This window comes from Paenibacillus thiaminolyticus, assembly GCF_007066085.1.
GTDB classification, from domain to species: domain Bacteria; phylum Bacillota; class Bacilli; order Paenibacillales; family Paenibacillaceae; genus Paenibacillus_B; species Paenibacillus_B thiaminolyticus.
The window spans coordinates 4,803,648-4,829,286 of record NZ_CP041405.1; the positions used below are offsets into that span (position 1 = coordinate 4,803,648).

Consider the following 25,639-nt stretch of genomic DNA (forward strand, 5'->3'; position numbering starts at 1 on the left):
TAACCTTTTAGTCGCTTTTGATCACGAAGTAATACTGAAAGTAGTTCGGCATCGAATCTTGCATTCACTCTCGAAGAGCGTATGCTTTCGAAGCATGTTTCCTGCGGAAACATTTGAGCTGCTCATGTAGTCTTGCCTACATTCCGCTGCTCCTTACAAGTTTTGCTGAGCAAAACTCGCTTCGAAAGCATAGGCTTCGAGTTCTTGCAACCTTCTCGGTGCTGAAAACCGCCTCTTTAAACATGTTCTTTCGTTTATCTGATGCTTGTGAACAGATTGATATACTGCTCGATGATTTCGGATTTATGCTCGCTTACATAGTCCGTATCTTCATCGATCATGTGGATGTCGGCAAGCGGCGTCATGTAGTCTCCAAGCTGCGTGTCGATACGAAGCGGCCGGTTCGTCAGCTGCGTGCCGAATGCGTCTTGCGCTTCTTTGGACAGAATGAAGTCGATGAACTTCTTGGCATTGTCCATGTGCGGCGCGTCTTTAATAATAGCGGATGCCGCATCCAGGAATACGGCGCCTTCCTTTGGATACACGACTTCTACAGGTGCACCGTTGCGGACATAGGTGCTGGACGGATCTTCATATGTTAAGCCGACAACATATTCACCGTCAGCCACGCTCTTATGAACGGCGCCGGAACCGCTTGCAACTTTACCATCCAGGTTCATGATCAATTTGGCAACATAGTCCCAGCCTTCTTGACTCTCATAATCGCCGCCCATCGCTTTCAGCATATTGGTGAGTTGGGCGAAGGCGGAGCTGGAGCTTGCCGGGTCGGCAGATGCAATTTTCCCTTTCAGCTGCGGATTCAGCAAATCTTCATAGCTTTCGATTTTGATATCGCCGATGAGGTTCTTATTTACGAGCAGCACGCTTCCGTCTGAAATGTAAGGCGTGGCGAAGCCTGTCGTATTACGGTGGCCTTCAATTAAATACTGATCTTCCGGCGATACGTAAGGCTCGTAGAGGTCGGCATTTTCGCGGTAACCTGCCATCGAGCCGCCGAACATCACGTCTGCGTACGGGTTATTCTTTTCCGATTGTAAGCGCTTAATAATTTCGCCTGTTCCAGCCGTTACAAGCTCAACCGTAATCCCCGTTTTCTTTTCGAACATCGGAATGATGGTTTTGATGATCTCTTCGCTATTCGGACTGTAGATGACGAGTTTATTGGATGATGCTGCATCCGACTCGCTATTTCCACAACCACTAAGCGCCCCGACAACCAGTATGCAAGCTAACAGCAACATAGAAAACCTTTTCATATTTATTCCCCCCGAACGAAAATCGTTTAGTTGCAACTTCATTGTAGCAAGACTGGTACCGCTTACAGAATCCCACGATTCGAAAACATTGTCTAAAATTCGCAAGTGAATTTGGAGAAAGGATGATAGGGTTGTTTGGTAGCGGGAATTATTGGAGGATAGCACATATCTTTTTGCAAAGATTAATAAATAAGTGGAAAATAATCTTTTATGATATAAATCGCTTTATATTCGCTTAATTCTCGTTTCTTCCTGATGAGGAGTAATTGGCGCATTTGAAACATGGTGGAGGAACAAAGAAGGATGCTAATTAATTGTCCATACAAGTGACATTCTAGTCGTTCTAATTTTACAGAATTACAGTGATGAATACGAAAAAATGATTTCCATGTTTTAAAGATAAGTTCAATTTGCCATCGTAAGGAGTAAAAATCGTATACTTGTTCTTTTGGCAGATATTCCAAAGGAATATTTGTAATGTAAAAGTTAATTGCACTAAGCCGCTTACTGCGTTCTTTATAGGTAATTTGCTTCTTATGTTCTTTAGATGCTAAATCCTTTTGTCTACGTTTCATTTGTGTCAATAAATTGCTCCATATCTAATTGGATGTACTCAGAGTGCTTTTTTATGGTTCCATTTTGAAAGTATTCAGGATCTTTATTCTTCTGATATATACGTGTATTAAGCTTTAATCGTGAAATAAAATAAGCACCACACTCGCTTATAGTATGTAAATCTTTTAAATCGAAATATCCTAAATCACGTATGCATACATCGTTCGGTTTAAGGGATGTTAAACAAGTAGAAGCATAAGTTTTATCATTATGCTTTCCTGATCCTTGATCCTACATGAACATGTAGAAACTGACCACTTAGTAAATCATACTCTAGTTGAATTTTTACGCCAGCATTTTGACCGCTACCACCTGAACCTTGGTATATAGATGTGAATTTATCAGGAATCTGAAAATGTGTAGAATCCAATATGCGGATACGTCGAAAATAGTTTGTATACAAAGTTGGAATTTTGCTAGAAGAACAAAATTATTGGTGAAGTAAATGTGCTAAGAGTTGTTGTAAAAACTGAACAGCCTGAGAATTAAAGCGTTGATTGAGTCCTTCTGGACTCAATGCCTGTGTTAGCTTCTAATCGACTGCATAAATGTGTCAATGAAGTGTGAGCTATATTTTGACTTAATCAAATACATAAAGCCACTAAATCTTGTGCGCGGTATTTACTTTTTCGTTTCACAAATCCTACATTTTTAGCTAATTGCTCTAAAGCATTAGGTGACATATATCGTTGCAACTCTTTAGAAAACAATTCTAGTTCATCAAAAATCGATAAGTTCATATCAAAAACGCCATCCTTTCCTATGATTCTACAGAAAGAATAGCGTATTTTTTCATTTTAAGGAAATTTAGTTTTGTTAGCTTGATAGCGATGCCGAGATACGTGTAATTTTGAGTCGTAATTTTACTTTTATTTCCAAACATAATCAAATTGACGTTTTCTTTATTATTTTTGAACCTATTATCAGACATCCTAATCATACAATCGAAACGAAGTGTTTTTAGAAACTAACTAATGAATGATTAGGGTGTACCCATAATAGACAAATTCCTTAATAAAAATAGATGAAATGATATTTATAAGTTCAATAAATTTCATCAATCATTCCCTTGACTCTCCATTTGTAGTACTGTATAGTACTAATATGAAAAAAAATACACTTAGTAATAAAGATATTGCTCTGCAATCCGCTTTTACATTGTTTCTTACTAAAGGTTTTCTGGCAACAAGCATGGACGACATAGTCGCACGTAGCAAAGTTTCAAAAACGAACATTTATTATTATTTTAAGAGCAAGGAGGAGCTGCTGCTCGCTATTGTTAATCAGTTGATAGCACATTACGAGCAGCGAATTAATTATATTGTGTCTCAAACTGAGCTCACCGTTCAGGAGAAATTAGAAGCGGTACTCCACATTTTAAGCGATACTATTGAACAAAATAACTACCTTGGCGGTTGTCCTTTCCTGACTCTGTATACACAGACGCCTGTTGACGCGGTTGAAATTAGAGATAGAATCAAGAGTTTTTTTGAAAAACAGCTGCATGGTGTTGAATTGATTTTAGCCCAAGGGATTGCACGACAAGAACTAAAGGAAGAGCTGCCCGTTAAACAAACAGCTATGTTGATTGTCTCCTCTATTGAGGGTGCTCTCTTCTTGGCTCAAGCTTCTAACAACCAAAATATGATCAAAAATTTATTTCCTGCTTTAGCTTCCATGCTAAAGTAATATTTTTAGATATATTAGTACTGGTTAGTACTATAAAATAATAAAGGAGTGTTTTTATTATGAATATCTTCATGACCGGCGGAACTGGTTATATTGGACGTCATTTAATCGCTGAGTTAGCTTCTCAGCATCAGATTTATGCACTTGTACGTCAAAAAAATCGTCTTCTTACCATCATCAATCAACTGGCACCCGATCAACAGAACAACATTGTTCCTGTTATCGGTGATCTAACGCAGCCTCGATTAGGTTTAAGTGATGACAGCTACAAGCAATTACTTGCAACTGATCTAATTATTCATGCAGGAGGTCCAATGAATATTGAGTTGAACCTCAGTGAAGCTGAGCAGTCTTTCCTCGCCCCTGCAAAATCCCTTGCTCGGCTAGCACAGGATATCCACACTGCAAAAGAATTAAAGCATTTTATCCATGTCGTAGGCTTTATGAGTCCCTATCATGAACAAAATGCATTGTTGGATCTAGATCATTTGCTGGACAATCAACCGCCTTATGAAAAAATGAAGTTTTTAGCCGACTCTTATATACGAAAATCTCTTCATAACATGAGCATTCCCTTATCTACTGTTAATCCTAGTGTAATCGTCGGAGACTCCTTCTCAGGGAAAACAGAACAGATTGGAGGCCTTAGTATCTTAGTCGATGCCGTAAGGCGAAATCTTATGTTGCTTGTTCCAGGCGGCGACGATTATTGGTTACCAATGGTTCATATTGATCATGTGGCTTCGTTTATTTCAAAACTTGCTAATACAGAAGGGTTATCAAGCAATACCTACTATCTTTTAGATTCTAAGCAAGGGAGTCCGTCGATCCGAACTTTCATCAAACTCATGGCACACGAATTGCAGACAACAAAGCCGTTAGGAACTATACCGCTTCCGTTATTGAAAACTGTGCTTAGAATGGGTGCTGGTAAGATGCTTGGTATTCCTAAAGAATCCATGAGTTTTCTTGTTAAGTCGGAATTCCCTGTTTACAGTAAATTAGAAATAGAACAAAGGAACGGCAGAAATTCATTCGTAGTTCCGTCCACGCTCCCTTTTATCATTAGTGATTTGGATTATCGGTTAAATCATTTAGGCCTGAATCAAAATGAGCAGAAAGATTTTAGTCAACGAAGAAGGGCTAACTTAGTTTCGCTAGAGAAAGATAGGAATGAAACGCCTATTATTTTTCTTCATGGGACGTTCAGCAATGCCGATGCCCTTTTGCCCCTCTCACAATTTTTAAGCAGTTTAAATACTTGGTTCGTAGATTTACCTGGATTTGGGCGTACCCCTTATCACCATAATCCTTCTGTGCTAGAAGGCTATGTAGAGAGCATTTCCACTATGATCACTGAGTTGAACAGACCCGTTATATTAGTGGGGCATTCATTTGGCGGATTGATTGCGGCTCAAGTGATGGAACGGCTGCCCTCACTGATCAAACAACTCATTTTATTGCAGCCAGTACTGCATCCTATCCAACCTAAATATAGATTTCGACGTATTACAAGTTTCGTTCTAAAATATATGGAGCCCGCCCGTTTGGAAAAAGAGCTACTTCAAGCCAATAGCTTCAGAACATCCAGTCAGTTATTGAGTAATTACGCTCATTCTGTGGTCCGTGATTTAAAATCCCCCCGTATACGCAAAACTAACGCTACGGTCATGTCTTGCTTAACTATATCAAAATCCATTCAGTTAAATCCCGAGACATGGGATAAGAGGAAAATTAAGATATTATGGGGAGCTTTGGACAAAGATCATCATGTCCCAAAGCAGTTTGAACACTTGGATATTACACGTATTCAGTACGGTCATCAGTTTCCTGTTGAATCTCCTGAACTAACTGCTCAATGGATTTCTCAAGCTGTAACAGTATAAAGGTTCTTTTGATAGTATTGATGGAGGTGTGGATTGTCAACACAAATTCAGACTGCTTTTTTAAGGGCTCGTTTTCTGAACTCAACTGGACTTAAATAACCTAAAGTTCCATGAACATGATGATGGTTAAACTGGTTCTGTTGCAAAGTTTGAAAAAAGCATAAAACAGGTTGGTAAATGAAGAACAATGTTTAGGAAGTAGCTAGTAATTGTTGAAGTTCATTGTACACGTTGAAAAGGCGGAGTCTCTTTGAAGACTTCACCTTTGTTTATATAGGGCATGAATGGTTTCATAAGCGTGCAGATTTATTTTTTATTTTCCAAATTTGATAGATGGGATTGCCATATTCATGAATCCATCGCATGATGGTTGTTGGCTGAACTGAAATACCACGTTCTTTCAGGATTTCAGATACATCACGATACCTAAAGAAAAACGGCAGTAGTAGCCGACAGCTACTAAAATAATATCTTTCTTGAATTGTTTTCCTTTAAAATATCTCATGTCTGATTCTCCTAGATCCTGTTTTCTAGAGTGTAGCTTCATGTAGAAAATTTTGCAACAGAACCAGTGCTCTGATACTTATTTTATTATACAAAAAAATGGATATTTTGGTGTAATTATCATACAGTAATAATTTAAGAGGAGCTTTATGCCAATCATTACATCATTATTATCGTTGATTTTACAAGGTTTCTTTTCAAACTCTATATTTTTTATTATGAAAAAAAATAGAAAACTTTTCTAAACATACATAAGTTTCCTGAAGATAAGGTTGTTTATGGTGTTATTACGGTAAGTATCATTTATTATTTGTTTGGATTATTGCTGGTTTTCGCCGAGAAAGGGAAGAAACAATTTTAAGAAAAAGTGGCTTACTTTATGCTGAAATTTGCTTAGTGTATATTTTCGTTAAAATGTTGAGCGGTACCCCATGCCCATCAACCTAACAGAACAGGTTGCCCCCAAAACGAAAATTTCATCTTTTCATAGGTGTCCATGGGAATTTAGTTCATTTTTTTCGTTTTGGGGAACAATTAATTTCTTAAGTTGATGGGTATGGGGCAGCCCCCTCTTTTCGAACTCCTTAATCTATGGATTGGCCCTTATTCGGCCGTCTTCATGCCTCCGCATCTGCAAACTTCTCGAATAGATTGTTCAGCAGAACAAAGGTCTGTTCGTAGGTAAGCACGCCGTCCGGATTGAATTTCTGTCCGTCCGCTCCCGACATCAGCGCTAAGCTGACCGCTTTGTACACATTCTCCTTCGCCCAGGACGCGATTAGGGCATCATCGGCAAACGCTGGCTTCGCGGCCTCCAGGGCGGAGGCGCTCTGTCCCGTCCGCTCCGACAACAGCGCATGTGCATTCATAAGCAGCGTTGCGGCCTGCTGGCGCGTAATGCTGCCGGATGGCGTGAACTTCGTCTTAGAGGTCCCGTTCATGAGCCCATTGGTGTACGCCTTGGCGATGTCTGCGTTCTTCGTATCCTGGAAGGGCGCTGTCCCTTGAGCAAGCGGCGTGCCCAACACATTTTCGCAGAGCTTCACCGTTAACTTGGCAAAATCGCTCCTTGTAATAGGCAACTGGTAAGCATGATCAAGGTTCAGCGGAATGATGCCGTTGCTCTTCGCTTGTTGATAGCCAGGCAAGGCCCATGAACTGACGGCATCGCCCTTGGCGGACTCCCGGACCTCCACCTCGATCCAACTGCCTTCCTGGAAGTAATTGCGGATGGCAAGCTGCGTTGTTCCCGGGTTCTTGCCTGTAATGTATCCTTCCTCATCGATCGACGCTATCTTCGGATCGTCAACTGCAAATTGAACATTCGCCATCTTCGGGTCACCCGATGAACGGCGATAATTCAGTTTGGCTTTCTCCCCTGGCTGGAGAAGAAGCGAGGTGGCTCGCAGCGACACTTCCGGCACCATATCGAAAAAGATCGTATCGTATTCAATGACGGCGGCCTGCCCCGACTTGTCATAGATCCCGTTAATTTTCACATGAAACCGATCATCGTCCTGGAACCGTTCAATTCCGTCCGGTCTGAACGTGATATTGTAGGGAATACCGTAATAATTGGTATCCACGTGAAAATATTTTCCTTCCTTATCCGTATCCCGTTGATCAAAAACCCAGCGCTTGCCGTCCCGCTCTCGAATCAGCGTGACTTCAATCTCGTTCGTGCGCGAGTTATCATATTGCTCCACGTTAAGGGAGATCGACCACGGATCGTTCGGCGCGAATATTTCCTCGGGAAAATACCCCGATGCGGGCCAACTGATGTATTCATATTTCACCTGTTGCGTGCGGCCTTTATCCAACGCATACATCGCCGAATAGGGATATCCTTCTGAAGTGTAGGCGATGCCGAACATCGTTTTACTCATGGCGGGATTCAGGATCCAGCGGCGGTGCCCCACCCGATCAATATTGCTCGTGCCGCTATCCGACATATATCCTTCGATCACGCTTTCATAGAAGGTAGAGCGCCCCGCCGATATATTGCTTGCGCGGGTTCCTTTTTCGCCAAGCTTGTACAGCGTCTCCTCCATGCCCGGAGGCTGAACCGGATAATGCGACAGCATGTTATTCGCCGCATTGACCAGCGCAGCGGCCTGTTGCTGCGGCTGCAGTTCCCAATCCGGCTGGATATCGTCAGGCAGCCCGGCCAGATACCGGGCGACATTCGTCGCGTTCACGCCGTCCGCGATATATTCCGGCTTCAGCTTGCCCGGAGCATAAGGAACGCTTGCCTTCGGCATCACCTCGTAGATGTCCTTCTGCTTCATATACTCATTATAGACACCCATTGGTTTATACTGCAGCCATCTGCTGCTTATCTCCTGCTTCGTGCGATTGGCCAGCGCTGCCTGCACATCATGCGAGGCGGCATACGCGTTGCCGCTGCTCATCCATACCCACGATGTCAATGCAGCCAACGCGGCCAGCATCGTTTTCCCAAGCCATTTCATCTCCATGTCCCCCGTCTGTTCATAATAGGATTAGGATACAGGTACAAGAATTCGCTTGAATCCTGCATTTTCCTTTATTTTTCGACAAAGAATTTACGGCTTCCAACTCCCAGATGGCAGAGACGCTATATTACGACAGGGAATATAGAATGGCGGAAGAACAATACCAGGTATGGATTCAGGAACAAGCTGTATCGTTATCGATGTACATGTTCGCGGTGGAGGGAGTGAGACTGGGATGATGTTCACTCATCGGGAAGAGCCCATTTTTGTAAAAAGTGGTGGAGCAGTTTTTTGCGGGCTCTCGCCAAACGTTGGGTGAGGACGGGTTCGGTTAATTGCAGCTCATGGCAAATTTGCCGATAGGATTTGTTTTGGATATAGAACAGAATCAGTATGGTGCGGTAATCATCTTTGAGTTCGGCTAGCGCTTGGTGAAGCAGCTCGTCTCTTACTTTGGTTTCTACGGCGCTTGCCACGCTTACCTCATGTGAAGCCTTGGCATCCATATACGCATGCGCTAACTTTATAATTTGGCGGTTTTTGTTTTTTTTTCGCAGCCAATCCAGTGCGGTAGTCCGTGCGACTTGCTTCACCCACCCCGGAATATTGATGTCGGATTGCAGGTGCGGACCTTGCATGGATGCCTTAAGGAAAGTCTCTTGAATAATATCTTCGGTAAGGGAACGATCATGTGTCTTGAAATATACGTCCTTGTACACGAACTGATAGAAGGAACGATATACCCATTGTTGCGTGGCAGGATCTAGGCTGGCAAATGGGCTTCGCAACAGATAATACCACTGTTCCATAAAAACCCCCCCTTATTGCCAATTCTCCTTATTTTTCGAATTTTAGCTGCGGATAGACGCAGACAATCTAATCGCAGTATACAACAAAAAACGAAAAAAATCATAATATTTACATAGTTTCTTTATTGTAGTCGATATTTATGTTTGATAAAAATAGTAGAAAATTTTGGAGATTCAGCGTTAGTTTTTGCTAAATTCCAACGTTATATAAGTAAGTTGTTGAACAATGGCTGGTCTGCGAGTGTACTGACGAGATAGGTCATTGATCGCAACACGCGTGCAAGGAAAGGGGGGGAAGCTCGATCCGAGTAGATTGGCCGAATCAAAATAGGAAAACAAAAGGAGGAATTTGTAATGAAGAAGAAGCTTGCTATTCTATTTGCGTCGCTCTTGCTCCTTGTGTCAGCCAGTCCGATGTATGCTGCAGGTCATAGCGGTCATGATCACGATAGAGCAGCAGTCAACAATAGCTTAGAAGTTAAGCTGAAGATACCTGGACAGGCTGCGCCTTATGTCGGGGAGGCCATTTTTGAATATGATAGACCGGCTTTCAGAATGGCGAATATTACTGTCAATGTCACCTCTCCTGTCGATCAGAAATGGCGCTCTACGTACCAAAACTATGCATATGAAGCCAATCGGGTGGTTGCTCGTGCCGGCACGGCCTTGAAGGAGCAATTCGGAATCAACTTCTTGTCCGTGGCTCAACCTCTATGGCAATCTTCTTCAACCACCAGTTCCGGATTATTGAACGATGCGCGGAACAAACACGGTTTGACTTACAACGGCAATCAAAAGGCGGATATTATGATTGCGTTCTCGGGCCTCAAACCTAGCGATAATTCCAATATTGCGGGGATCGCAACGCTTAGCAGTCCTTACTCCACTATTTTTGACAACGGGTATAGTACCAATGCGGAGACGACACAGCATGAAGCTGGGCATATGTATGGTCTGCGCCACGATGAAGAAGAGAGAGGCTCGGATTATGACGGAAAAAATTGCGTGATGACGGCCGTTGGCTTTGGGTTTATCGATCGGTTCTGCAAAGGGCATCATGCCGATTGGTATGCTGCTAGGAACATGTATTAATAGGAGGCGGTAACGATTCTTCCTTCTCAATTCATAGAATTGGGAAGGAAGTTCTTATCATTAAGGGGGTGTCCTGATGCGATTCACAGGAAAAAAGATCGTTTTTTGTATTTTTCTGTTTCTGTTCGGCTTTATGATCATCAGTTGTTCGGCCAAGTCTGACTTTTCGCTGATTCAGGTGAATGGCGAGATCATTTCCCATGAGGAGATTCAACATGTGTTACAGCGCTATGAAGATAAAGGGGAATTCATCAAGGTCTCCGAAGAAGACGTCGTGAAAAGCGCAATTGAAGAGGTTCTTGTGCTCCAGCAAGCCGGCAAATTGGGAATTACGGTGGATGAAGCCGAGTTAGATCATAAAATGGATGCTTTAAAAAACATGAATCAAAGCTTGTTCTACGATCTGGCCATCAAGCAATACGGGGATATCGGCAACTATAGAGAGGCATTAAAGCTGCGAATGCTGTATCAAGGGACGAGAGACAAAATCATGTCTGATTATGTAAAGGACAATCCTATTGATGTTGAGCTTGTTAAAGCGGAAATGGTATCCGAAGGGGTAATTCAAGATAAAAGCGAGTATGATAAAGAGGAAAATAGCGATTTAGTCAGTCAGTTTACTCACAGCTATGTCCTGAAGAAAGGAAAAGAGTACTTTGATGAATGGGTTCATTCCTTAGTGGAAAATGCGAATATTGAATATGTATATCGATGATCCCCGTTTATTGCGGGGTATTTTTACGATGACAGGGGGATGTGAATGGGGAAATTATGGGGTGCTTTCATGACGGGCATCGTCATTCTCAACGGATGCTCCTATTCGCCATCGAATCATGATCTGCCAGGTCAGACGGGAACCGCTTCACGTCATGACACCGTTGGTGAGACAAAACAAGCGTCGAGCGAACCGGAAGCTCACGAGGATGAGATTTTCTGGAGCCATAACGAAATTCGCAACCTGCAGCGGTTAGATAAGTTCGTGGAGAACGTGAACCACAAAATAAAGGATGAAATCAAGGTTCTAGCGAGCACCAAAGAAGGCGGAGTCATCCACATGAATCTCGCATTCGATGGCAATGCCATTCAAGTCACCGTGAACGGCACGCAAGAACCTTATGATCGGATATCGGTTGAGGAACGGTTCAGTGCACATTATAACGGGACTTTCATTGAATACTGGGTTAGCCGAAAAGACGATGAGAGCAAGAAAAAGCTCATTCTCCAAAATCATCCCGACCTGCAGCGCCGCCCATAGTCCCCTTTACATCGCCGGCATTTTCCAACATACTGAGAATAGAAGGAAGCGAGATGTGCTTGCTTCTCATCCAGACAAGCTATTTAGGGAGTGATCCGATGTTAAGCGACAAGCTGCTTGCGAAGTTGAACGATCAGATGAATTATGAATTTTATTCTTCCCAGGTGTACCTGGCGATGGCGGCTTATTGTTCGTCGGAGAGCTTTGACGGGTTCGCGAACTTTTTCATCGTGCAGTCGGAGGAAGAGAAATTCCACGGGATGAAAATTTACCACTTTATCAATGCATTGGGCAAACGGGCCATTGTCAGCGGCATGGACCATCCGCAGAATGAGTACGGCTCCTTGCTGGACGCCTTCGAGCATTCCTATGAGCATGAGCAGACGGTAACCAAGCGAATCTATGAATTGTCGGATATCGCGTGGGATGAGCGGGAGCATGCGACGATCAACTTCCTCAAGTGGTTCATTGACGAGCAGGTAGAGGAAGAAGCGACCTTCGACAGCATCATTCAGAAGCTACGCCGCATTGATAATGACAGCAATGCCTTCTATATGCTCGATGCCGAGCTCGCCAAGCGCACCTTTACGCCGCCGGCCGGCGAAGCGTAAGTTGCATCCGCCAACAAGAAGCTGCTTTCCCTGAACAAGTTCGTGGGAAAGCGGCTTTATTGCTGTGTCCGCCTGTTATTTTCTTGGCAGCGCAATTCGGAATCTCGTGCCATGCCCGCCGGCTGCGCGCTCCAGTCCGCCATCCAACACATCTAAGTGAATCCGGCCCCGGTGCTTCTCGACGATATGCTTGGCAATCGTCAAGCCGAGCCCGCTCCCGCCATCGCTTCTCCGGGCTTGATCGCCGCGGACGAAGGCATCGAATATCTTGTCCCGCAGCTCCTCCGCGATACCGCTCCCGTTATCGGCGATGATAATGTCGATCTCTTCCTTCCTCTCCGCCAATTCAAGGGATACACGGGTACCTGCCGGATTATATTTCAGCGCATTGTGCAGCAGATTGGAGATGGCCCGGTTTACCAATTTTGCGTTGAACGGGATGTTCACTTCATGCGCGGGAATGGCATATTCGAAGATGAACCGCTTATCCTCGAACGGACCGTACCATTCGGCGGCGATCTCGCGCAGACATTCGGCTATGTCCGACACTTCGGTCGTAAGCGGATAGTCCGGGAGCTCCAGCTTGGACAGCTCGAACACATCCTCGATCAAGGCCGCCACGAGCTGTGTTTTATCTTGAATCAGGTCCAACGTTTTTTGCTTCTTGTCTTCATCATGAATCAGCCCCAACTGTAAAGCCTCAACGTAGCCTTGAATCGTGGTAATCGGCGTTTTCAGATCATGGGAAATATCGACAAGCATCCGCTGCTTGTTGGCCTCGAGCCTTTTCTTCTCCTGCTCGGCCTTCTCCAGCCGCTCAGCCATGACGTTAAAATGATCCTGAATTTGCGCGATCTCGTGGTTCGCTTTCATATTCAGTCTTTTATAGTAACGGCCGTTCGCCACGTTTTTGATGGCCTCTGCGACAGCACTTAGCGGATTCGTAATTTTGCGCGCGGTCCATCGGCTGTAGAAATACGTGTTAAGGCTGAATAATACGATAAATAACGCCAATGTTTGCAGCATGATTTTGATAAATATCTTATTTTGAGCGTCGTTCAATTCCTTAAGCTCATATTTTTGGGACACATATTGCGCGGGAATTTTGACAAGAACATAGCCGGTCTGTCCATCCTGCGCAGTAAAGGGAGCAAGCGAGACCATGTACGGTTTGTCCTTTTGATCGGATAGCAGGGTGTTGAGATCCTTTTCCGTATAGGCTGTCATCGGATCCTGCTTTGTACCTTTGACGTGCACGACCTGCAGCTGATCATTCAAGATTTCCACCCAGCCGTCGAACGACTGGATCGCCTGGGATGGAATCTCCTCGTAGTTCGGCCGGACAATCTCGCTTGCCGCCAGATTCGCGAGCCGCGCGCCGTACATGTCGCGCTCCAATTGATAAGCCAGCCAGCCAAGCAACCCGAACATAATCAGCCCCAACGTCAACGAGAAGAAAATATAATTTTTGATCAAAAGATTAAATAGCTTATTTCGGTTGCTCACGGCACTCTTCCTCTTTCGCAAACCGGTAACCAAGTCCCCGGATCGTTTTGAGATAGACTGGATTTCTCGGCAGGTCCTCGATTTTTTCCCGCAACCGGCTGATTTGCACCATGATGGTGTTGTCATCGGCGATATACGGCTCGGACCATACCTTCTCGAAAATTTGCTTTTTCGTGAAAATGCGTCCAGGTGAACCCATCAGCAGCTTCATCAGCTTATATTCGTTCGCGCTAAGCGCAATAGGCTCGCCGTGTTTGTAGAGAGCGCAGGCGTGGTGATCCAGCACGAAGGCGCCGACGCGCGTGTGCGGGCTGTCCAGAACAGCCGGATGATCGTTGAATTCATACGTGCGGCGCAGTTGAGCCTGAACGCGCGCGACCACCTCCAGGGGACTGAACGGCTTCGTAATAAAATCATCCGCCCCCAGGCCCAGGCCGATAATTTTATCCGCGTCCCGATTTTTGGCGGAAATAATGATGATCGGCAGCTTATAGTCCTTCCGGACACTCTTGATCAATTGGTACCCGTCCAGTTCCGGCATCATAATATCAACGATCGCCAGATCAATAGGCTCTTGGCGCAGCATATCCATAGCCGCCGCGCCATCCCCCGCTTCCAGGACGGACAAGCCTTCCGCTTCCAAATAGAGCTTGAGCAGACTTACGATGTCCGGCTCGTCATCGGCAATCAATACCGTGGAATGCATTAGTCATCTCCCCTGTCTGCCTGATGTTAGGGATCATTCGCTCCCGGCGTGCGAACTCCTTCTCTCTGAACCCGCCGTAAGGTTATTGTAAGAATAGCCACAGTCCGGGGAAAAAACAGCTGCATTTTTTTGGGAAAGAATGCGAGGGAGGCTTTTCAATTCCCCTTACAAGTCATTCAACTCCGCCACATCCCCGTTAGCGGCCTTCACGCCATAGTGGCAATCCAGCTTGCCGCACAGCAGATACTTCTTCCGCCCCGCCTCATACACATAGACAGGCGTTAATTCGAGCCGTCCCTTGAGCTTGTCATAGGCCTCCTCGTGGCTGACGGCAACCTTTTCTTCGTGCTGGAATTCATCGAACATGGAGAGCAGCGGCGCGTTATCCATATAATTGATGATCTTGCAGCGATGAGGATCGATGAACAGGAGCAGCTTCCGCTGAAAGACCCGCTTGCTTGGCGCGCTCTGTCTCAAGATGGCTTGGATGTATCCTCTTTCCCGCTGCAAGCTCTTGAGCACCCACTGTCCAGAATCCTGCGGATAGAGCTGGCGCAATCCGGCTTCGGCAGCGTCAATGCACTTGGCTTGTTCCGCCTCCGTAATTGGCAAGGAATCGGGATGCGGCTCACGGGATTCCGCTTGGTCCAGCGTGACGGTCTCGTGCAGAACGATCTCGCTTCTTTTCAAAGGATCCGGTTCCGTCGTCGGCTGCTCCCAAGTCATAAGCTTCTCGATATTCACGCTCATTCCTGCACCTCTGTTGATCTCGAACGGGATGGCGGTTACGCCGTCATTGGCAATATAGATTTCCTCCAGACCGTACACCGGAATGATCCGCTGCTCCTCCAGCAAGGGAAGCTCCAGCAGCTTCAATTGCTTCCTTGCCAGCGGCTCCACCGCTTCCAGCGTAAGCGTATAGTCCGCTTCTTGCAGAAGGGAACGGTCCGGGAATGTTCCGTACACACTGTAAAAGGTGAGCTTGCCCTCCGTGTCGAACTGAAGCTCGGCCCGCCCGCCGGGAGAGAGGGGCATGCCGTCGATGCATTCGGCAAAGTGATATTCCCCTTCCTGTTCCTTATCCAGGCAGAACTGCTTGCCATACGCGATCCCGGCTTCCGCTTCAATCCACTGGATGACCTCATTCAAGCCGGCCTGGTGGAACGGCTTCCCCGTTGCAAATGACTTCCCGCCCACAAAAATAACGCTTGTATATTGGCGGGTATGCCAATTTACCGTAATGACTGCCGTCCCTTCCGGATTGCAATCTTCCTCCCATTCCGTGATATGAGAAGGGAACCATTCCATGCTGAGAAAATAGTTGGTCTCGTTCAGCAGCGTGACCTCGCGGTACAATTGATGGGAGTGCAAGTCATAGTTGTCCAATCCGAATGTCAATTGCGCGGCATCTATCCATTCCTTGATTCGCTTATCCATTGCGGGGCCCTCCGATAATCTGTGTTGCTTTCATCATACCATTCCGAATCGGTGAACATGAAGCAGCGGCAGACGAGGGAGCCCGCTTGTTATGACGGAGTTCCTATTTTCCGGGAAATGATGGCTTCGTGTTAGACGGAATACAGGGCACGGTTTATACTAAATTCGAAAGCCAAGAACCCATTCGCGGAGGAGAAACGAGGCCGATATGGACAAGCCTAAAATATTGATCGTCGAAGATGAAGAGAAAATTGCCCGCGTGCTGGAGCTGGAGCTGACGTATGAAGGGTATGAGGTAGGCAAGGCACTGGACGGCCTGGAGGGATTCCGGCTGTTCCAGGAGCAGTCCTGGGACCTGATACTGCTGGATGTGATGCTGCCCGGCATAAGCGGAATCGAGCTGCTGCGCCGCATCCGTTCTCATGATCCGCATACGATGGTCGTGATGCTGACCGCGAAGGACTCCGTTGAAGATAAAGTATCAGGCCTTGATCTCGGGGCCAATGACTATGTGACGAAGCCGTTTCAGATGGAGGAGCTGCTGGCGCGCATTCGCGCCTCGCTGCGAATGAGACGGCTGTCCCCGGCCGCCGAGGTCCAGCCCGAATGGATGACGGTCGCCGATCTGAGCTTGAGCGAGCTGACGCATGAAGTGAAGCGCGGGAAGGACCGCATTGAACTGACGCCCCGCGAATTCGACCTGCTCGCGTATCTGATGAAGCATGGCCGGCAGGTCCTGAGCAGGGAGCAGCTCTTGGATGGAGTGTGGGGATACGACTATTACGGGGATACGAATATCGTGGATGTCTATATTCGCTACCTGCGTCACAAGGTAGACAAGCCGTATGAGACGGCGCTGATTCATACCGTGCGCGGAGTAGGCTATGTGCTGAGGGATACGAGATGAAGCTTCGAAATAAAATCAATCTGTACACATCAGTCTTGTTCATCGCGCTCATCCTGATAGTCAACGCGGCCATTTATTATATTTTCAGCAGCATGATCCTGGACCGCGAAGCGGACAGAGTGGCCGCCGAAGCGCAGCAGGCGCTGGCGGGGATCAATCAGGCCGGCACGTCGATACCACCCGATGAGCTGCTGCGGGCCTATGCGCCGCTCCATGGCATTCTCCAGATCGTCAATGCGGACGGAAGCCGGGGCGCGGCGGTTGCGCCGCCGGAGCTGAAGGAGCTTCGCGATCTCCCCGTTGCTTATTATCGGCAGGAAGAGCGTAACATTGTCACCTACGAGGGCATCCCGCATGTCTTCGTGACGATTCCGATCGTATGGCATGGCGGCGAGGTAGCCAATCTGCAAGTAACGGAAAGCCTGAAGCCTACCGCCGACATGCTCAGTATGTTGCGGGTTGTCCTGATTCTGGTGTCGGGACTCGCCATCCTCCCAGTCCTGATCTCGGCCAAGCTGCTGAGCAACTTCATCACCCGGCCGATCTCATCGATGATTGCGACGATGCGCGATATCCAGCGAAGCGGGCAATTCAAGCGGATTCCGCTGCCGAAGAAGTCCAAGGATGAGCTCTACCAGATGGGCGACACGTTCAATCATATGATGGATCTGCTCGAAGTCAACTACGAGAAGCAGGGCCAATTCATTTCCAATGCATCCCATGAGCTGAAGACGCCGCTTACGATTATCGAATCCTATGCATCCCTGTTGAAAAGAAGAGGGAGGGAGCAGCCCGAGCTCTTCGACGAGTCGGTCGAGGCGATACATTCGGAAGCGATTCGGATGAAAGATCTGACCCAGCAGTTACTGCTGCTGGCGAAGCATGATGAGATGTGGAAGGTCGCGATGGAGCCTGTGGATCTGGGGCAAATGGTTGAAGACTGGGTCCGCGCCTTTCAGAAGGCGTACCACCGTGACATTACGCTCCAGCAAGATGCAGATGTGATCATCGACACGGATGTTCAAAAGTGCAAACAATTGTTTTATATCGTGATGGATAATGCGCGCAAATATAGCGAGGAAGCGATTGGGGTCCGCATCAAAAAAGAAGGCCCAACGGCGGTGGTGGAGGTTAGCGACAGGGGTATCGGCATCCCGGCGGATTCATTGGACAAAGTTTTCGACCGGTTCTACCGGGTCGATAAGGCCAGGACAAGAGCGAAGGGCGGCTTCGGCCTGGGCCTGGCGCTTGCCAAGGAGATTGCCGGGGTGCTGGAAGCTGATATTCGCATGGAGAGTATTGAAGGCCATGGCACTATGGTTCGAATCACCTTTAAAAAGACTCGTTCACGCAATCTTCTCGATGCTTAAGGCCGATTTGTTTGAACTCGCCCATATCGAGCACCGCAAGCTCATCGATTTCTCATGTTGCTCATGTATACTGAAGTACGGAAGCAAAGCCGGTGAGGGAGTCTGGAAATAGGGAGGCGCAAACATGAAAAAAGCATGGCTAGGCGCAGCCGTAATCGCGTTCTTCGCCATTGTGGTCTGGCAGCTTGTTCGCCTGATCACCTTTGCCGAGCCTTTGTCCGCGGCCGAAGCGGCCAGCAAAGTGAAGGAAATGTACAGGGGCGAAGTCGTGGAAGTCAGCGAGCTTCCGCACGCCTACCGGGTTACGATGGAGCTGGCTACGGGAACGTATGAAGTTGATATTGAGAAGGATAAAGGAAACATCGGCGGGATGATCCGAACACAGGGGGCCGCACCAGAGCCGGAAGCGCAGCCGCCAGCGATACAGCCGGATAAACAGAAGCCGCCCGCGGCATCGAAGCCCCGGCAGCAACGGATTACGGAAGAGGAAGCAGCGGCTATTGCGCTCAAGACCGTGAGCGGAGAAGTGGATGACATCGACCTGATCCAGTCGGACGGCGTCGCTTATTACCTGGTCGAAATCGATCGGGAAGACGGCGAGGATGGAACGGTTCAGATCAATGCGATAACCGGAGAAGTCAAGTCGGTAACCTGGGATGACTGAGGCTGCTCGGCAAGGTCGGCTGTTTCTCAGCAAATTCTCATTTTTCTATCCGCGTATCCTCATTTTCGTTGTCTATAGTAAGGGTAACACCTTACATGAAGGAGGCAGCAGGATATGAAGCGTACATTTATTGCTGGTATCGCAGGCTTATTATTGCTTGGAGGGGCCGTAGGGGGAGTCGCGGCTGCAGACAAGGCGAACGGGGCCGTCAAGAGCTCATCGTACGGGAGCGAACTGCTAACATCGAAGCAGGCAGAAGAGATAGCTCTTCGGGAAGTGAACGGCGATATCCGAAGCGTCGAGTTGAAAAAGGAAAACGGCCGCATGGTCTTCGAGGTCGAAATTAGAACGGCAGACGGCCGTGACGACAATGAAGTGACATTGGATGCCGTGTCCGGCAAGGTGCTCCAGGTTGAATGGGACGATGACGATGATGCGGATGAGCGTCACCGTGAGCGCCGCCAGGGCCAAGCGCAGGATCGCACAGCGGCCATTTCGAAGAAGCAAGCGATCGCCATCGCACTTCAGGATACGCCGGGAAGAGTGATTGAGGCCGATTCCGGCAAACACGTCTACGAAATCGAAATTCGCAACGGAAATCGCGAAGTTGAATACAAAATTGACAAGTTTACGGGCAAAATTGTGGAGAAAGATGTAGATGACGACGACGATGATGAGTGGGACAATGATTAAGAAGGCAGCATAGGAAGCGCAGGCAGCATATGCAGCATAGGCAGCTTAGTAAGCACTAGGCAGAATAGGCGGCAGAGGGGACAGGCTCCCCTCTTTTTGCATGGCCGGACCTGCATCAATCCAACTTCCGGGAAGTTCGGGTCATCGATATGCTGGATTCCCTCACGATAAGGCGCGGCTCGAATTGAACCCGCTCATACACGCCCTGCTTCTGCTCGATAATCCGGTTCAGCAGCAGCTCCGCGGCCACTCTTGCGACCTCAGCGCCCATGATCGAGACGGAGGTCAGCTTCGGCGTCGTGATTGTGCCCCAGAAAATATTATCGATTCCGACGATGGCGATATCTTCAGGCACGCGGACGCCTAATTCCTTGAACCGGTTCAGCAGTCCGATCGCAATCATGTCGTTGCCGGCATACACGGCGTCCGGCATATGCGCCAGTCCGGCGAAGTAATCCGCGGCTTTCATTCCGGTCTGCAGCGAGAAGTCGTCGCCGAAATAGACGAGGGAGATATCGACTTGATGCAAAGCGTCTTCATAAGCGAAGAAGCGCTCCTCGATAATATCCTTGGGCGCGCCCGCGTACGCGATTCGTGTGCGGCCGATGTTGAGGAGATGCTCCATCGCAAGCCGGCCCTCCTGGGCGGACATGCTCACGATGTCGGCTTTGATATCGGCATCCAATTTTTTGCCATAGTTCATGATTGCAATCGGAAGTCCGGATTTATTGATCCAGTCCTTCAATGTTTTCGGATAGGCGAGCGGCAGCAGAATCAGGCCATCGACATGAAGCTTTTTGGCCTCTTTCAATAGTTCCAGCTCCGCGCGCGCGTTGCCCAGCGTATTGATTTGAACGACGCGGTAATCGTAATGCTTGGCCGCCTGCTCGACCGCATAGGCGATTTCCGGAACGAACGCATTCCGAATATCCGGCACGGCGAGCGCGATTTGCTTCGTCTGGCGCACCTTCAAGCTTTGGGCAGAAGTGTTGGGAATGAATCCAAGCTCCTCGACGGCGGCCATCACCTTCGCCTTCGTCTTCGCGCTAATGCCTTCCGCATCGTTAATCGCCCGCGAGACGGTCGCGATTCCGACCCCCGCCTTTGCGGCTACGTCCTCTATCGTTACTTTGTTGCGGCCCATTCCACTATCCTCCTGCCTTCTCTGGAATTGCTTCCATCTTCATCATGTGAACAAATCAAGAACATCATACCATAGAATCGGTATTCTTCATTATTATTTCACAAAAACAAGGAATAGATTTGACATTAGCGTGACGGTGTGACATATTTAATATCGGAAACGTTTCCGAAATGACTATTCATTTTCCAAACATTTAATCAATCGAACCACTCATTATCTACACGTCCAGGGAGATGATCGCAGTGAAAGCTTTGAGATGGCATGGCGTGAAGGATTTGCGCCTGGAGAACATCGAGGAACCGAAGGCTCTCAAAGGCAAAGTGAAAATAAAAGTCGAATGGTGCGGAATCTGCGGCAGCGACTTACATGAATATACTGCAGGACCTATTTTCATTCCGGAAGCCGCTCCTCATCCCATCACGGGAGAGAAGGCGCCTATCGTTATGGGCCATGAATTCTCGGGACAGGTCGTCGAAGTCGGGGAAGGCGTGACCAAGGTGCAAGCGGGAGACCGCGTCGTCGTCGAGCCGATCTACGCTTGCGGCGAATGCGAAGCCTGCAGACAAGGAAAATACAATCTGTGCAGCACGATGGGCTTCCTTGGCCTTGCCGGAGGCGGCGGAGGCTTCTCGGAATACGTGGCGGCGGAAGAGTATATGGTCCACAAGATTCCGGACAGCGTATCTTATGAGCAAGGCGCGCTGGTCGAGCCATCGGCGGTGGCCCTGCATGCCGTCCGCCAGAGCAAGCTGAAGGTCGGGGATCGGGCCGCCGTATTCGGAACCGGGCCGATCGGATTGCTCGTCATCGAGGCGTTGAAAGCATCGGGAGCGGCGGAAATCTATGCCGTGGAGCTGTCCGAGCAGCGCCGCAACAAAGCCGAGGAATTGGGCGCCATCGGAATCGATCCATCCCAAGTGGATGTCGTCAAAGAGCTTCACAAGCGGACCAATGGCGGCGTAGACGTCGCGTATGAGGTGACCGGCGTTCCCCCTGTATTGACGAACGCGATTCATTCCACCTGTCTCGGCGGCGAAGTCATGATAGTAAGCATCTTCGAGCGCGAAGCTCCGGTGATGCCGAACGATATCGTCATGAAGGAGCGGACGATGAAGGGAATTATCGGGTACCGCGACGTCTTCCCGGCCGTCATCAGCTTGATGGAAAAAGGCTATTTCCCTGCCGACAAGCTCGTGACGAAGCGAATCAAGCTGGACGAAGTCGTAACCGAGGGCTTCGATACCCTCCTGGCCGAGAAGAACCAGGTCAAAATTTTGGTCAAAGCGGAATAATAAATATAGACCGGATACAGGCTGGATAATGGCCGGATATAGGTCGATATAGGCTAGATATAGGTCGGATACAGACCGGATGCAGGTCCGATATAGGTTGGATATAGTCGGATATAGACCGGATATAGTCGGATATCGACCGGATATAGGCTGGATCTCTGCGTGAGCGGGGATCCGGTTTTTTTGCGCGCACTCAGCTTGAACGATATATACGAGCCTATGTTCAGTGTTATAGGAAAGATAAGCGTGTGGAATGCCAGGGCGGCTGGTGCCAGAGCCGGGCGAAGCGGAGGAAGATGGAGCTGGCAGCGAAATCCTGCGATAATTCATCAATTTATACCATTTTAACCGATATTTGATGAAATTCCTGCAAAAGTACATTATTTTCGCTAATTTTTACTTTCTTTCTGCTGCACAGGCTGAAATTGATGCAGTTTTGCAGGAATCCATACAACGGAGTAAACGCCGTAATGAAAAGCTGCATTTTAGCAGTTTCTCGGCAAGTCGAGCATTGACCCATTGAGAAGCAGAGGGCTATCTCACTGCAGCAGGCTAGAAACTGCTGTGAGCGAGCCCCTTCATATGGGTGGATATCACAGGCACAACATAGACAGAGGGGCGACAATGCCCCTCTTTTTCATAGCAATGGCCGGAGACCTTACTGCGGATTCGTCGTCCAGATGCCGGCGGTCTTGACGAAGACGCGCTGCGGAAGCTTCAAGGCGGCGAGCGCGAGCTCGGCGACATCCTCCGGCTGCATCATCCGGTCTTCTTCGCCGATTTTGAGCCCGGCGTTGACGGCCAATTCCGTATTGACGGTGCTCGGCGTGAGCGCCGTCACGCGAATGTTGTGCTTGCGCACCTCCTGCATCAGCGCCTCGGTCAAGCCCATGACCGCGAACTTGGACGCGTTATAGGCGGAGCCGGTCGCGAAGCCGCGCTCGCCCGCCGTCGAAGAAATATTGATAATGCTGCCTTCGTTCTGGGCGATGAGGCCCGGCAGCACGGCGCGCGTAACATAGTAGGTGCCCATCAGGTTCACCTGAATGATGCGCTCCCATTCCTGCACAGGCATGTCGGCGAGCGTGCCGAACGACGCGATGCCCGCGTTGTTGATGACGATATGAATCGGGCCGAGCTGCTCTTGAATAGAAGCGACTGCATGGTCCACTTCGGCTTGCAAGCCGACATCGGCTGCGGCGATCGCAACCTTAACATCATATTGCCCGTCCAACTCGGCCTTGAGCGACTCCAGATCAGACTGGGTGCGGGCAATGAGCCCGAGGTGCGTGCCTTCCTTGGCAAGCGCGACGGCTAATGCTTTGCCGATTCCTTTTCCGGCGCCGGTAATGAGGGCTGTCTTGTTCGCGAGATTGTTCAGTTCCATAGGTACGTCTCTCCTTTTTGGGTTCATCATTTGCGCCAATAGCGCATGGTACATGCCAATTCACTCCGATCCTGCAGATCCCGCGTTAGCGCTGCGCATGCAGGGTCCGCCGTCTTCGGATGATGTAGGTTCACAAGGAGTGTGCTCTCTTTATTATAGGTGACCTAGCGGACAAGATCATATCCATCGTTCAGCCTAATGCATCTTATCGGTAATACGGCATCATATGTGGCGGCATCATGCGGCGCGGCAGGGTGCAAGGGCTGGTTCCACTCTTGGGGCAGGGTTCGTTTAAATCTCCGAATTTGTATGGTAGTATATTGCTAGCTGCACTTTCGTTCATTTTTGACAGGCAAGAAGCCAGGATGAGAGAATAATTCCACAGAAGCGGGTTGTCATGATGGATCAGGATAAACGTCGGCTAAGCATCGAAGCCGCAAGAATGTACTACATGTCAGATTATAGTCAAATCGAGATCGCATCCATGCTCGGCGTCTCCCGTCCGACGGTATCGAGGCTGCTGCAATATGCCAAAGACCAGGGCTATGTCCGCATCAACATCGTCGATCCGCTCGAGGATCTGGATGAATTGGGAGATCGCGTCAAGCAGAAGTATGAACTGGATACGGCGCTCGTATGCTATTCCCCTGTGAATGAGTACCACGAAATTCAGAAAAATATTAGCCAAAAAGCGGCCGATTATTTAGTGGAGACGGTCCAGGACACGGACATTATCGGCGTTACCTGGGGGAGAACGATGCATGCCGTGGCGGTTCGGCTGCAGGAGAAGCAGGTGCGGGGCGTCGAGGTTGTTCAACTCAAAGGCGGCATCAGCTACTCCCATGTCAATACCTATGCGGCGGAGACGGTCAATTTATTCGCATCGGCATTCCAGACGATTGCCCGCTATTTGCCGCTGCCCGTTATATTCGACAGCATTGCCCTGAAGCAGATGGTGGAGGAGGATCGGCATATCCACCGGATTATTCAATTGGGGAAGCAAGCGAACATCGCGGTCTTTACCGTAGGCACCGTGAATGATGATGCGCTGCTGTTCCAGTTGGGATATTTGAGCAAGGAAGAGAAGAAGCTGCTGCAGCGTACCGGTGTCGGCGACATTTGTTCGCGCTTTTTCGACAAGGATGGGAATATATGCAGCGAAGATATTAACAACCGGACCGTCGGAATCGATTTGCCGGATCTGCGGAAGAAGGAGAAATCGATTCTCATCGCCGGCGGCCAGCATAAGATCGAAGCGATTCGGGCCGCGCTTATTGGCAAATACGCCAATATTATCGTAACGGACCAATTCACGGCGCAAGCGCTGCTGCAATAATGCATGATTCGGTAAACCTATGCCCCTTGTAAAGGTGCGGGAGAACAAGACTCCACGCCTTCTCCGAGGGGCTTTTTTGTATGTCCACGGCCCCAATATAACAAACTACTGTTTGTCGGCATGGCAAGTTCACGAAGTTGGCATGAACATAATTTCTGTGAAGTGTTTACATTGGTTCAAGAGGCGTGTTATGATACCTGTGAAATCAATATGGTTAATCTATAACTATAATGCCTAAAAGTATGATGACTAAATTTTCAAGGGGTGTACCGCATGAGCATTGCGCAAATGATTGACCACACGCTGCTGCGGGCAGACGCAGTGAAAGACGAGATTACGAAGCTGACAGAAGAAGCGATACGATACCAATTTGCCTCGGTATGCGTCAATCCTGCCTGGGTGGCGTACTGTGCAGAGCAGCTTGCCGGCACCCCGGTCAAGGTGTGCACGGTCATCGGCTTCCCGCTTGGCGCTTCGACCACGGCCGTCAAAGCTTACGAGACGGCGGACGCGATTGCGAACGGAGCCGATGAGATCGATATGGTTATCAATGTCGGACAATTGAAGGCAGGGAACGATGACGAGGTCGAGCGGGACATCGCGGCCGTCGTGACAGCCGCTGCCGGGAAAGCGCTTGTCAAGGTCATTATTGAGACATGCCTGCTTACGGAGGATGAGAAGGTTCGCGCATGCGAGCTGGCGGTGAAGGCCGGCGCCGACTTCGTGAAGACATCGACCGGCTTCTCTACGGGCGGAGCTACGCGGGAAGACGTGGCGCTTATGCGCAGAACGGTTGGAGAGCGCGCAGGCGTGAAAGCATCCGGCGGAGTACGAAGCCTCGAAGATGTCAACACTATGATAGAAGCGGGGGCAACTCGAATCGGAGCGAGCTCCGGCGTAAGCATTATGAATGGCATGGAGTCGTCATCTTCATACTAGATTGCTGTGGAAGAAAGCATGTTGGCGGAGAAGCGCCGATGAAGGA

Annotated in this window: 21 protein-coding genes and 2 pseudogenes; 13 read left to right on the forward strand and 10 right to left on the reverse strand. The window is 48.5% G+C overall.

The window, feature by feature from the left end:
• Positions 1 to 254: 254 nt before the first annotated feature.
• Both FLT43_RS21310 and FLT43_RS21315 read right to left on the reverse strand, forming a co-directional pair.
• The gene (locus FLT43_RS21310) at positions 255 to 1,277 is read right to left on the reverse strand and encodes an ABC transporter substrate-binding protein (RefSeq protein ID WP_087443105.1); all 1,023 of its coding nucleotides are present in this window, start codon (positions 1,275 to 1,277) and stop codon (positions 255 to 257) included.
• Between the two features lie 185 nt (positions 1,278 to 1,462).
• Positions 1,463 to 2,632, reverse strand: a pseudogene (locus tag FLT43_RS21315) (IS4 family transposase); the annotation flags it as partial.
• 364 nt (positions 2,633 to 2,996) lie between these two features.
• On the opposite strand from FLT43_RS21315, the gene FLT43_RS21320 reads away from it, so the two are divergent.
• Positions 2,997 to 3,581: a TetR/AcrR family transcriptional regulator gene (locus FLT43_RS21320; RefSeq protein WP_164776231.1), complete on the forward strand. Its 585-nt coding sequence runs from the start codon at positions 2,997 to 2,999 to the stop codon at positions 3,579 to 3,581.
• 59 nt (positions 3,582 to 3,640) lie between these two features.
• The gene (locus FLT43_RS21325; RefSeq protein WP_087443106.1) at positions 3,641 to 5,467 is read left to right on the forward strand and encodes an alpha/beta fold hydrolase; all 1,827 of its coding nucleotides are present in this window, start codon (positions 3,641 to 3,643) and stop codon (positions 5,465 to 5,467) included.
• 299 nt (positions 5,468 to 5,766) lie between these two features.
• Here the strand turns inward: FLT43_RS21325 and FLT43_RS21330 are convergent.
• From FLT43_RS21330 to FLT43_RS21340, 3 genes and pseudogenes are all read right to left on the reverse strand, one after another.
• A pseudogene (locus FLT43_RS21330) lies at positions 5,767 to 5,972 on the reverse strand (IS6 family transposase); the annotation flags it as partial.
• Between the two features lie 616 nt (positions 5,973 to 6,588).
• On the reverse strand, positions 6,589 to 8,442 hold the full coding sequence (locus FLT43_RS21335) for an S-layer homology domain-containing protein (RefSeq protein ID WP_087443107.1): 1,854 nt from the start codon (positions 8,440 to 8,442) through the stop codon (positions 6,589 to 6,591).
• A 245-nt stretch (positions 8,443 to 8,687) separates the two neighbouring features.
• Entirely contained in the window at positions 8,688 to 9,254 is a 567-nt protein-coding gene (locus tag FLT43_RS21340) for an RNA polymerase sigma factor (protein WP_087443108.1), read from the reverse strand.
• A 354-nt stretch (positions 9,255 to 9,608) separates the two neighbouring features.
• Between FLT43_RS21340 and FLT43_RS21345 the strand changes: the two genes are divergently transcribed.
• The 4 genes from FLT43_RS21345 (at position 9,609) to FLT43_RS21360 (ending at position 12,212) form a co-directional block, all read left to right on the forward strand.
• Complete coding sequence (locus tag FLT43_RS21345) at positions 9,609 to 10,346, forward strand: M12 family metallo-peptidase (RefSeq protein WP_087443109.1); 738 nt, start codon at positions 9,609 to 9,611, stop codon at positions 10,344 to 10,346.
• Positions 10,347 to 10,422: 76 nt separating this feature from the next.
• Positions 10,423 to 11,061, forward strand: coding sequence for a SurA N-terminal domain-containing protein (locus FLT43_RS21350; protein ID WP_087443110.1), 639 nt, complete (start codon positions 10,423 to 10,425; stop codon positions 11,059 to 11,061).
• A gap of 45 nt (positions 11,062 to 11,106) precedes the next feature.
• Positions 11,107 to 11,601 carry a DUF4362 domain-containing protein gene (locus tag FLT43_RS21355; RefSeq protein WP_087443111.1) on the forward strand — a complete coding sequence of 165 codons (495 nt, stop codon included), beginning with the start codon at positions 11,107 to 11,109 and terminating at the stop codon, positions 11,599 to 11,601.
• 98 nt (positions 11,602 to 11,699) lie between these two features.
• Complete coding sequence (locus FLT43_RS21360; protein ID WP_087443112.1) at positions 11,700 to 12,212, forward strand: ferritin; 513 nt, start codon at positions 11,700 to 11,702, stop codon at positions 12,210 to 12,212.
• Positions 12,213 to 12,287: 75 nt separating this feature from the next.
• On the opposite strand, the gene FLT43_RS21365 is transcribed toward FLT43_RS21360, so the two are convergent.
• The 3 genes from FLT43_RS21365 to FLT43_RS21375 form a co-directional block, all read right to left on the reverse strand.
• On the reverse strand, positions 12,288 to 13,718 hold the full coding sequence (locus FLT43_RS21365; protein WP_087443113.1) for a sensor histidine kinase: 1,431 nt from the start codon (positions 13,716 to 13,718) through the stop codon (positions 12,288 to 12,290).
• A complete protein-coding gene (locus FLT43_RS21370) occupies positions 13,702 to 14,424 on the reverse strand; it encodes a response regulator transcription factor (protein WP_087443114.1) in 723 nt (240 codons plus the stop codon). Before FLT43_RS21370 ends, FLT43_RS21365 begins: the two co-directional genes overlap by 17 nt.
• Before the next feature lie 165 nt (positions 14,425 to 14,589).
• Positions 14,590 to 15,861: a hypothetical protein gene (locus FLT43_RS21375; protein ID WP_087443115.1), complete on the reverse strand. Its 1,272-nt coding sequence runs from the start codon at positions 15,859 to 15,861 to the stop codon at positions 14,590 to 14,592.
• A gap of 208 nt (positions 15,862 to 16,069) precedes the next feature.
• Here FLT43_RS21375 and FLT43_RS21380 point away from each other — a divergent pair, with 208 nt between their 5' ends.
• The 4 genes from FLT43_RS21380 (at position 16,070) to FLT43_RS21395 (ending at position 19,495) form a co-directional block, all read left to right on the forward strand.
• Complete coding sequence (locus FLT43_RS21380) at positions 16,070 to 16,768, forward strand: response regulator transcription factor (protein ID WP_087443116.1); 699 nt, start codon at positions 16,070 to 16,072, stop codon at positions 16,766 to 16,768.
• Positions 16,765 to 18,138 (forward strand): sensor histidine kinase, encoded by a 1,374-nt coding sequence (locus tag FLT43_RS21385; RefSeq protein WP_087443117.1) that lies wholly within the window; start codon positions 16,765 to 16,767, stop codon positions 18,136 to 18,138. The genes FLT43_RS21380 and FLT43_RS21385 overlap by 4 nt, the downstream gene beginning before the upstream one ends.
• 124 nt (positions 18,139 to 18,262) lie before the next feature.
• Positions 18,263 to 18,802, forward strand: a complete 540-nt coding sequence (locus tag FLT43_RS21390; RefSeq protein ID WP_087443118.1) for a PepSY domain-containing protein — start codon at positions 18,263 to 18,265, stop codon at positions 18,800 to 18,802.
• Positions 18,803 to 18,916: 114 nt separating this feature from the next.
• Complete coding sequence (locus tag FLT43_RS21395) at positions 18,917 to 19,495, forward strand: PepSY domain-containing protein (RefSeq protein ID WP_087443119.1); 579 nt, start codon at positions 18,917 to 18,919, stop codon at positions 19,493 to 19,495.
• A gap of 115 nt (positions 19,496 to 19,610) precedes the next feature.
• On the opposite strand, the gene FLT43_RS21400 is transcribed toward FLT43_RS21395, so the two are convergent.
• Complete coding sequence (locus tag FLT43_RS21400; RefSeq protein ID WP_087443120.1) at positions 19,611 to 20,639, reverse strand: LacI family DNA-binding transcriptional regulator; 1,029 nt, start codon at positions 20,637 to 20,639, stop codon at positions 19,611 to 19,613.
• A gap of 242 nt (positions 20,640 to 20,881) precedes the next feature.
• On the opposite strand from FLT43_RS21400, the gene FLT43_RS21405 reads away from it, so the two are divergent.
• Positions 20,882 to 21,931 (forward strand): 2,3-butanediol dehydrogenase, encoded by a 1,050-nt coding sequence (locus tag FLT43_RS21405; RefSeq protein ID WP_087443121.1) that lies wholly within the window; start codon positions 20,882 to 20,884, stop codon positions 21,929 to 21,931.
• Positions 21,932 to 22,589: 658 nt separating this feature from the next.
• On the opposite strand, the gene FLT43_RS21410 is transcribed toward FLT43_RS21405, so the two are convergent.
• Entirely contained in the window at positions 22,590 to 23,318 is a 729-nt protein-coding gene (locus FLT43_RS21410; protein WP_087443122.1) for a 3-ketoacyl-ACP reductase, read from the reverse strand.
• Positions 23,319 to 23,718: 400 nt separating this feature from the next.
• Here FLT43_RS21410 and FLT43_RS21415 point away from each other — a divergent pair, with 400 nt between their 5' ends.
• The gene (locus tag FLT43_RS21415) at positions 23,719 to 24,654 is read left to right on the forward strand and encodes a DNA-binding transcriptional repressor DeoR (RefSeq protein WP_087443234.1); all 936 of its coding nucleotides are present in this window, start codon (positions 23,719 to 23,721) and stop codon (positions 24,652 to 24,654) included.
• A 273-nt stretch (positions 24,655 to 24,927) separates the two neighbouring features.
• Complete coding sequence (gene deoC, locus FLT43_RS21420) at positions 24,928 to 25,593, forward strand: deoxyribose-phosphate aldolase (protein ID WP_087443123.1); 666 nt, start codon at positions 24,928 to 24,930, stop codon at positions 25,591 to 25,593.
• Positions 25,594 to 25,639 lie beyond the last annotated feature (46 nt).

Coding starts and splice junctions, on each gene's coding strand:
- FLT43_RS21350 (WP_087443110.1), top strand. CDS start 10,423: ATGCGATTCACAGGAAAAAAGATCGTTTTTTGTATTTTTCTGTTTCTG.
- FLT43_RS21415 (WP_087443234.1), top strand. CDS start 23,719: ATGGATCAGGATAAACGTCGGCTAAGCATCGAAGCCGCAAGAATGTAC.
- FLT43_RS21380 (WP_087443116.1), top strand. CDS start 16,070: ATGGACAAGCCTAAAATATTGATCGTCGAAGATGAAGAGAAAATTGCC.
- FLT43_RS21320 (WP_164776231.1), top strand. CDS start 2,997: ATGAAAAAAAATACACTTAGTAATAAAGATATTGCTCTGCAATCCGCT.
- FLT43_RS21325 (WP_087443106.1), top strand. CDS start 3,641: ATGAATATCTTCATGACCGGCGGAACTGGTTATATTGGACGTCATTTA.
- FLT43_RS21385 (WP_087443117.1), top strand. CDS start 16,765: ATGAAGCTTCGAAATAAAATCAATCTGTACACATCAGTCTTGTTCATC.
- FLT43_RS21335 (WP_087443107.1), bottom strand. CDS start 8,442: ATGAAATGGCTTGGGAAAACGATGCTGGCCGCGTTGGCTGCATTGACA.
- FLT43_RS21400 (WP_087443120.1), bottom strand. CDS start 20,639: ATGGGCCGCAACAAAGTAACGATAGAGGACGTAGCCGCAAAGGCGGGG.
- FLT43_RS21370 (WP_087443114.1), bottom strand. CDS start 14,424: ATGCATTCCACGGTATTGATTGCCGATGACGAGCCGGACATCGTAAGT.
- FLT43_RS21375 (WP_087443115.1), bottom strand. CDS start 15,861: ATGGATAAGCGAATCAAGGAATGGATAGATGCCGCGCAATTGACATTC.
- FLT43_RS21345 (WP_087443109.1), top strand. CDS start 9,609: ATGAAGAAGAAGCTTGCTATTCTATTTGCGTCGCTCTTGCTCCTTGTG.
- FLT43_RS21390 (WP_087443118.1), top strand. CDS start 18,263: ATGAAAAAAGCATGGCTAGGCGCAGCCGTAATCGCGTTCTTCGCCATT.
- FLT43_RS21340 (WP_087443108.1), bottom strand. CDS start 9,254: ATGGAACAGTGGTATTATCTGTTGCGAAGCCCATTTGCCAGCCTAGAT.
- FLT43_RS21395 (WP_087443119.1), top strand. CDS start 18,917: ATGAAGCGTACATTTATTGCTGGTATCGCAGGCTTATTATTGCTTGGA.
- FLT43_RS21355 (WP_087443111.1), top strand. CDS start 11,107: ATGGGGAAATTATGGGGTGCTTTCATGACGGGCATCGTCATTCTCAAC.
- FLT43_RS21410 (WP_087443122.1), bottom strand. CDS start 23,318: ATGGAACTGAACAATCTCGCGAACAAGACAGCCCTCATTACCGGCGCC.
- deoC (WP_087443123.1), top strand. CDS start 24,928: ATGAGCATTGCGCAAATGATTGACCACACGCTGCTGCGGGCAGACGCA.
- FLT43_RS21310 (WP_087443105.1), bottom strand. CDS start 1,277: ATGAAAAGGTTTTCTATGTTGCTGTTAGCTTGCATACTGGTTGTCGGG.
- FLT43_RS21360 (WP_087443112.1), top strand. CDS start 11,700: ATGTTAAGCGACAAGCTGCTTGCGAAGTTGAACGATCAGATGAATTAT.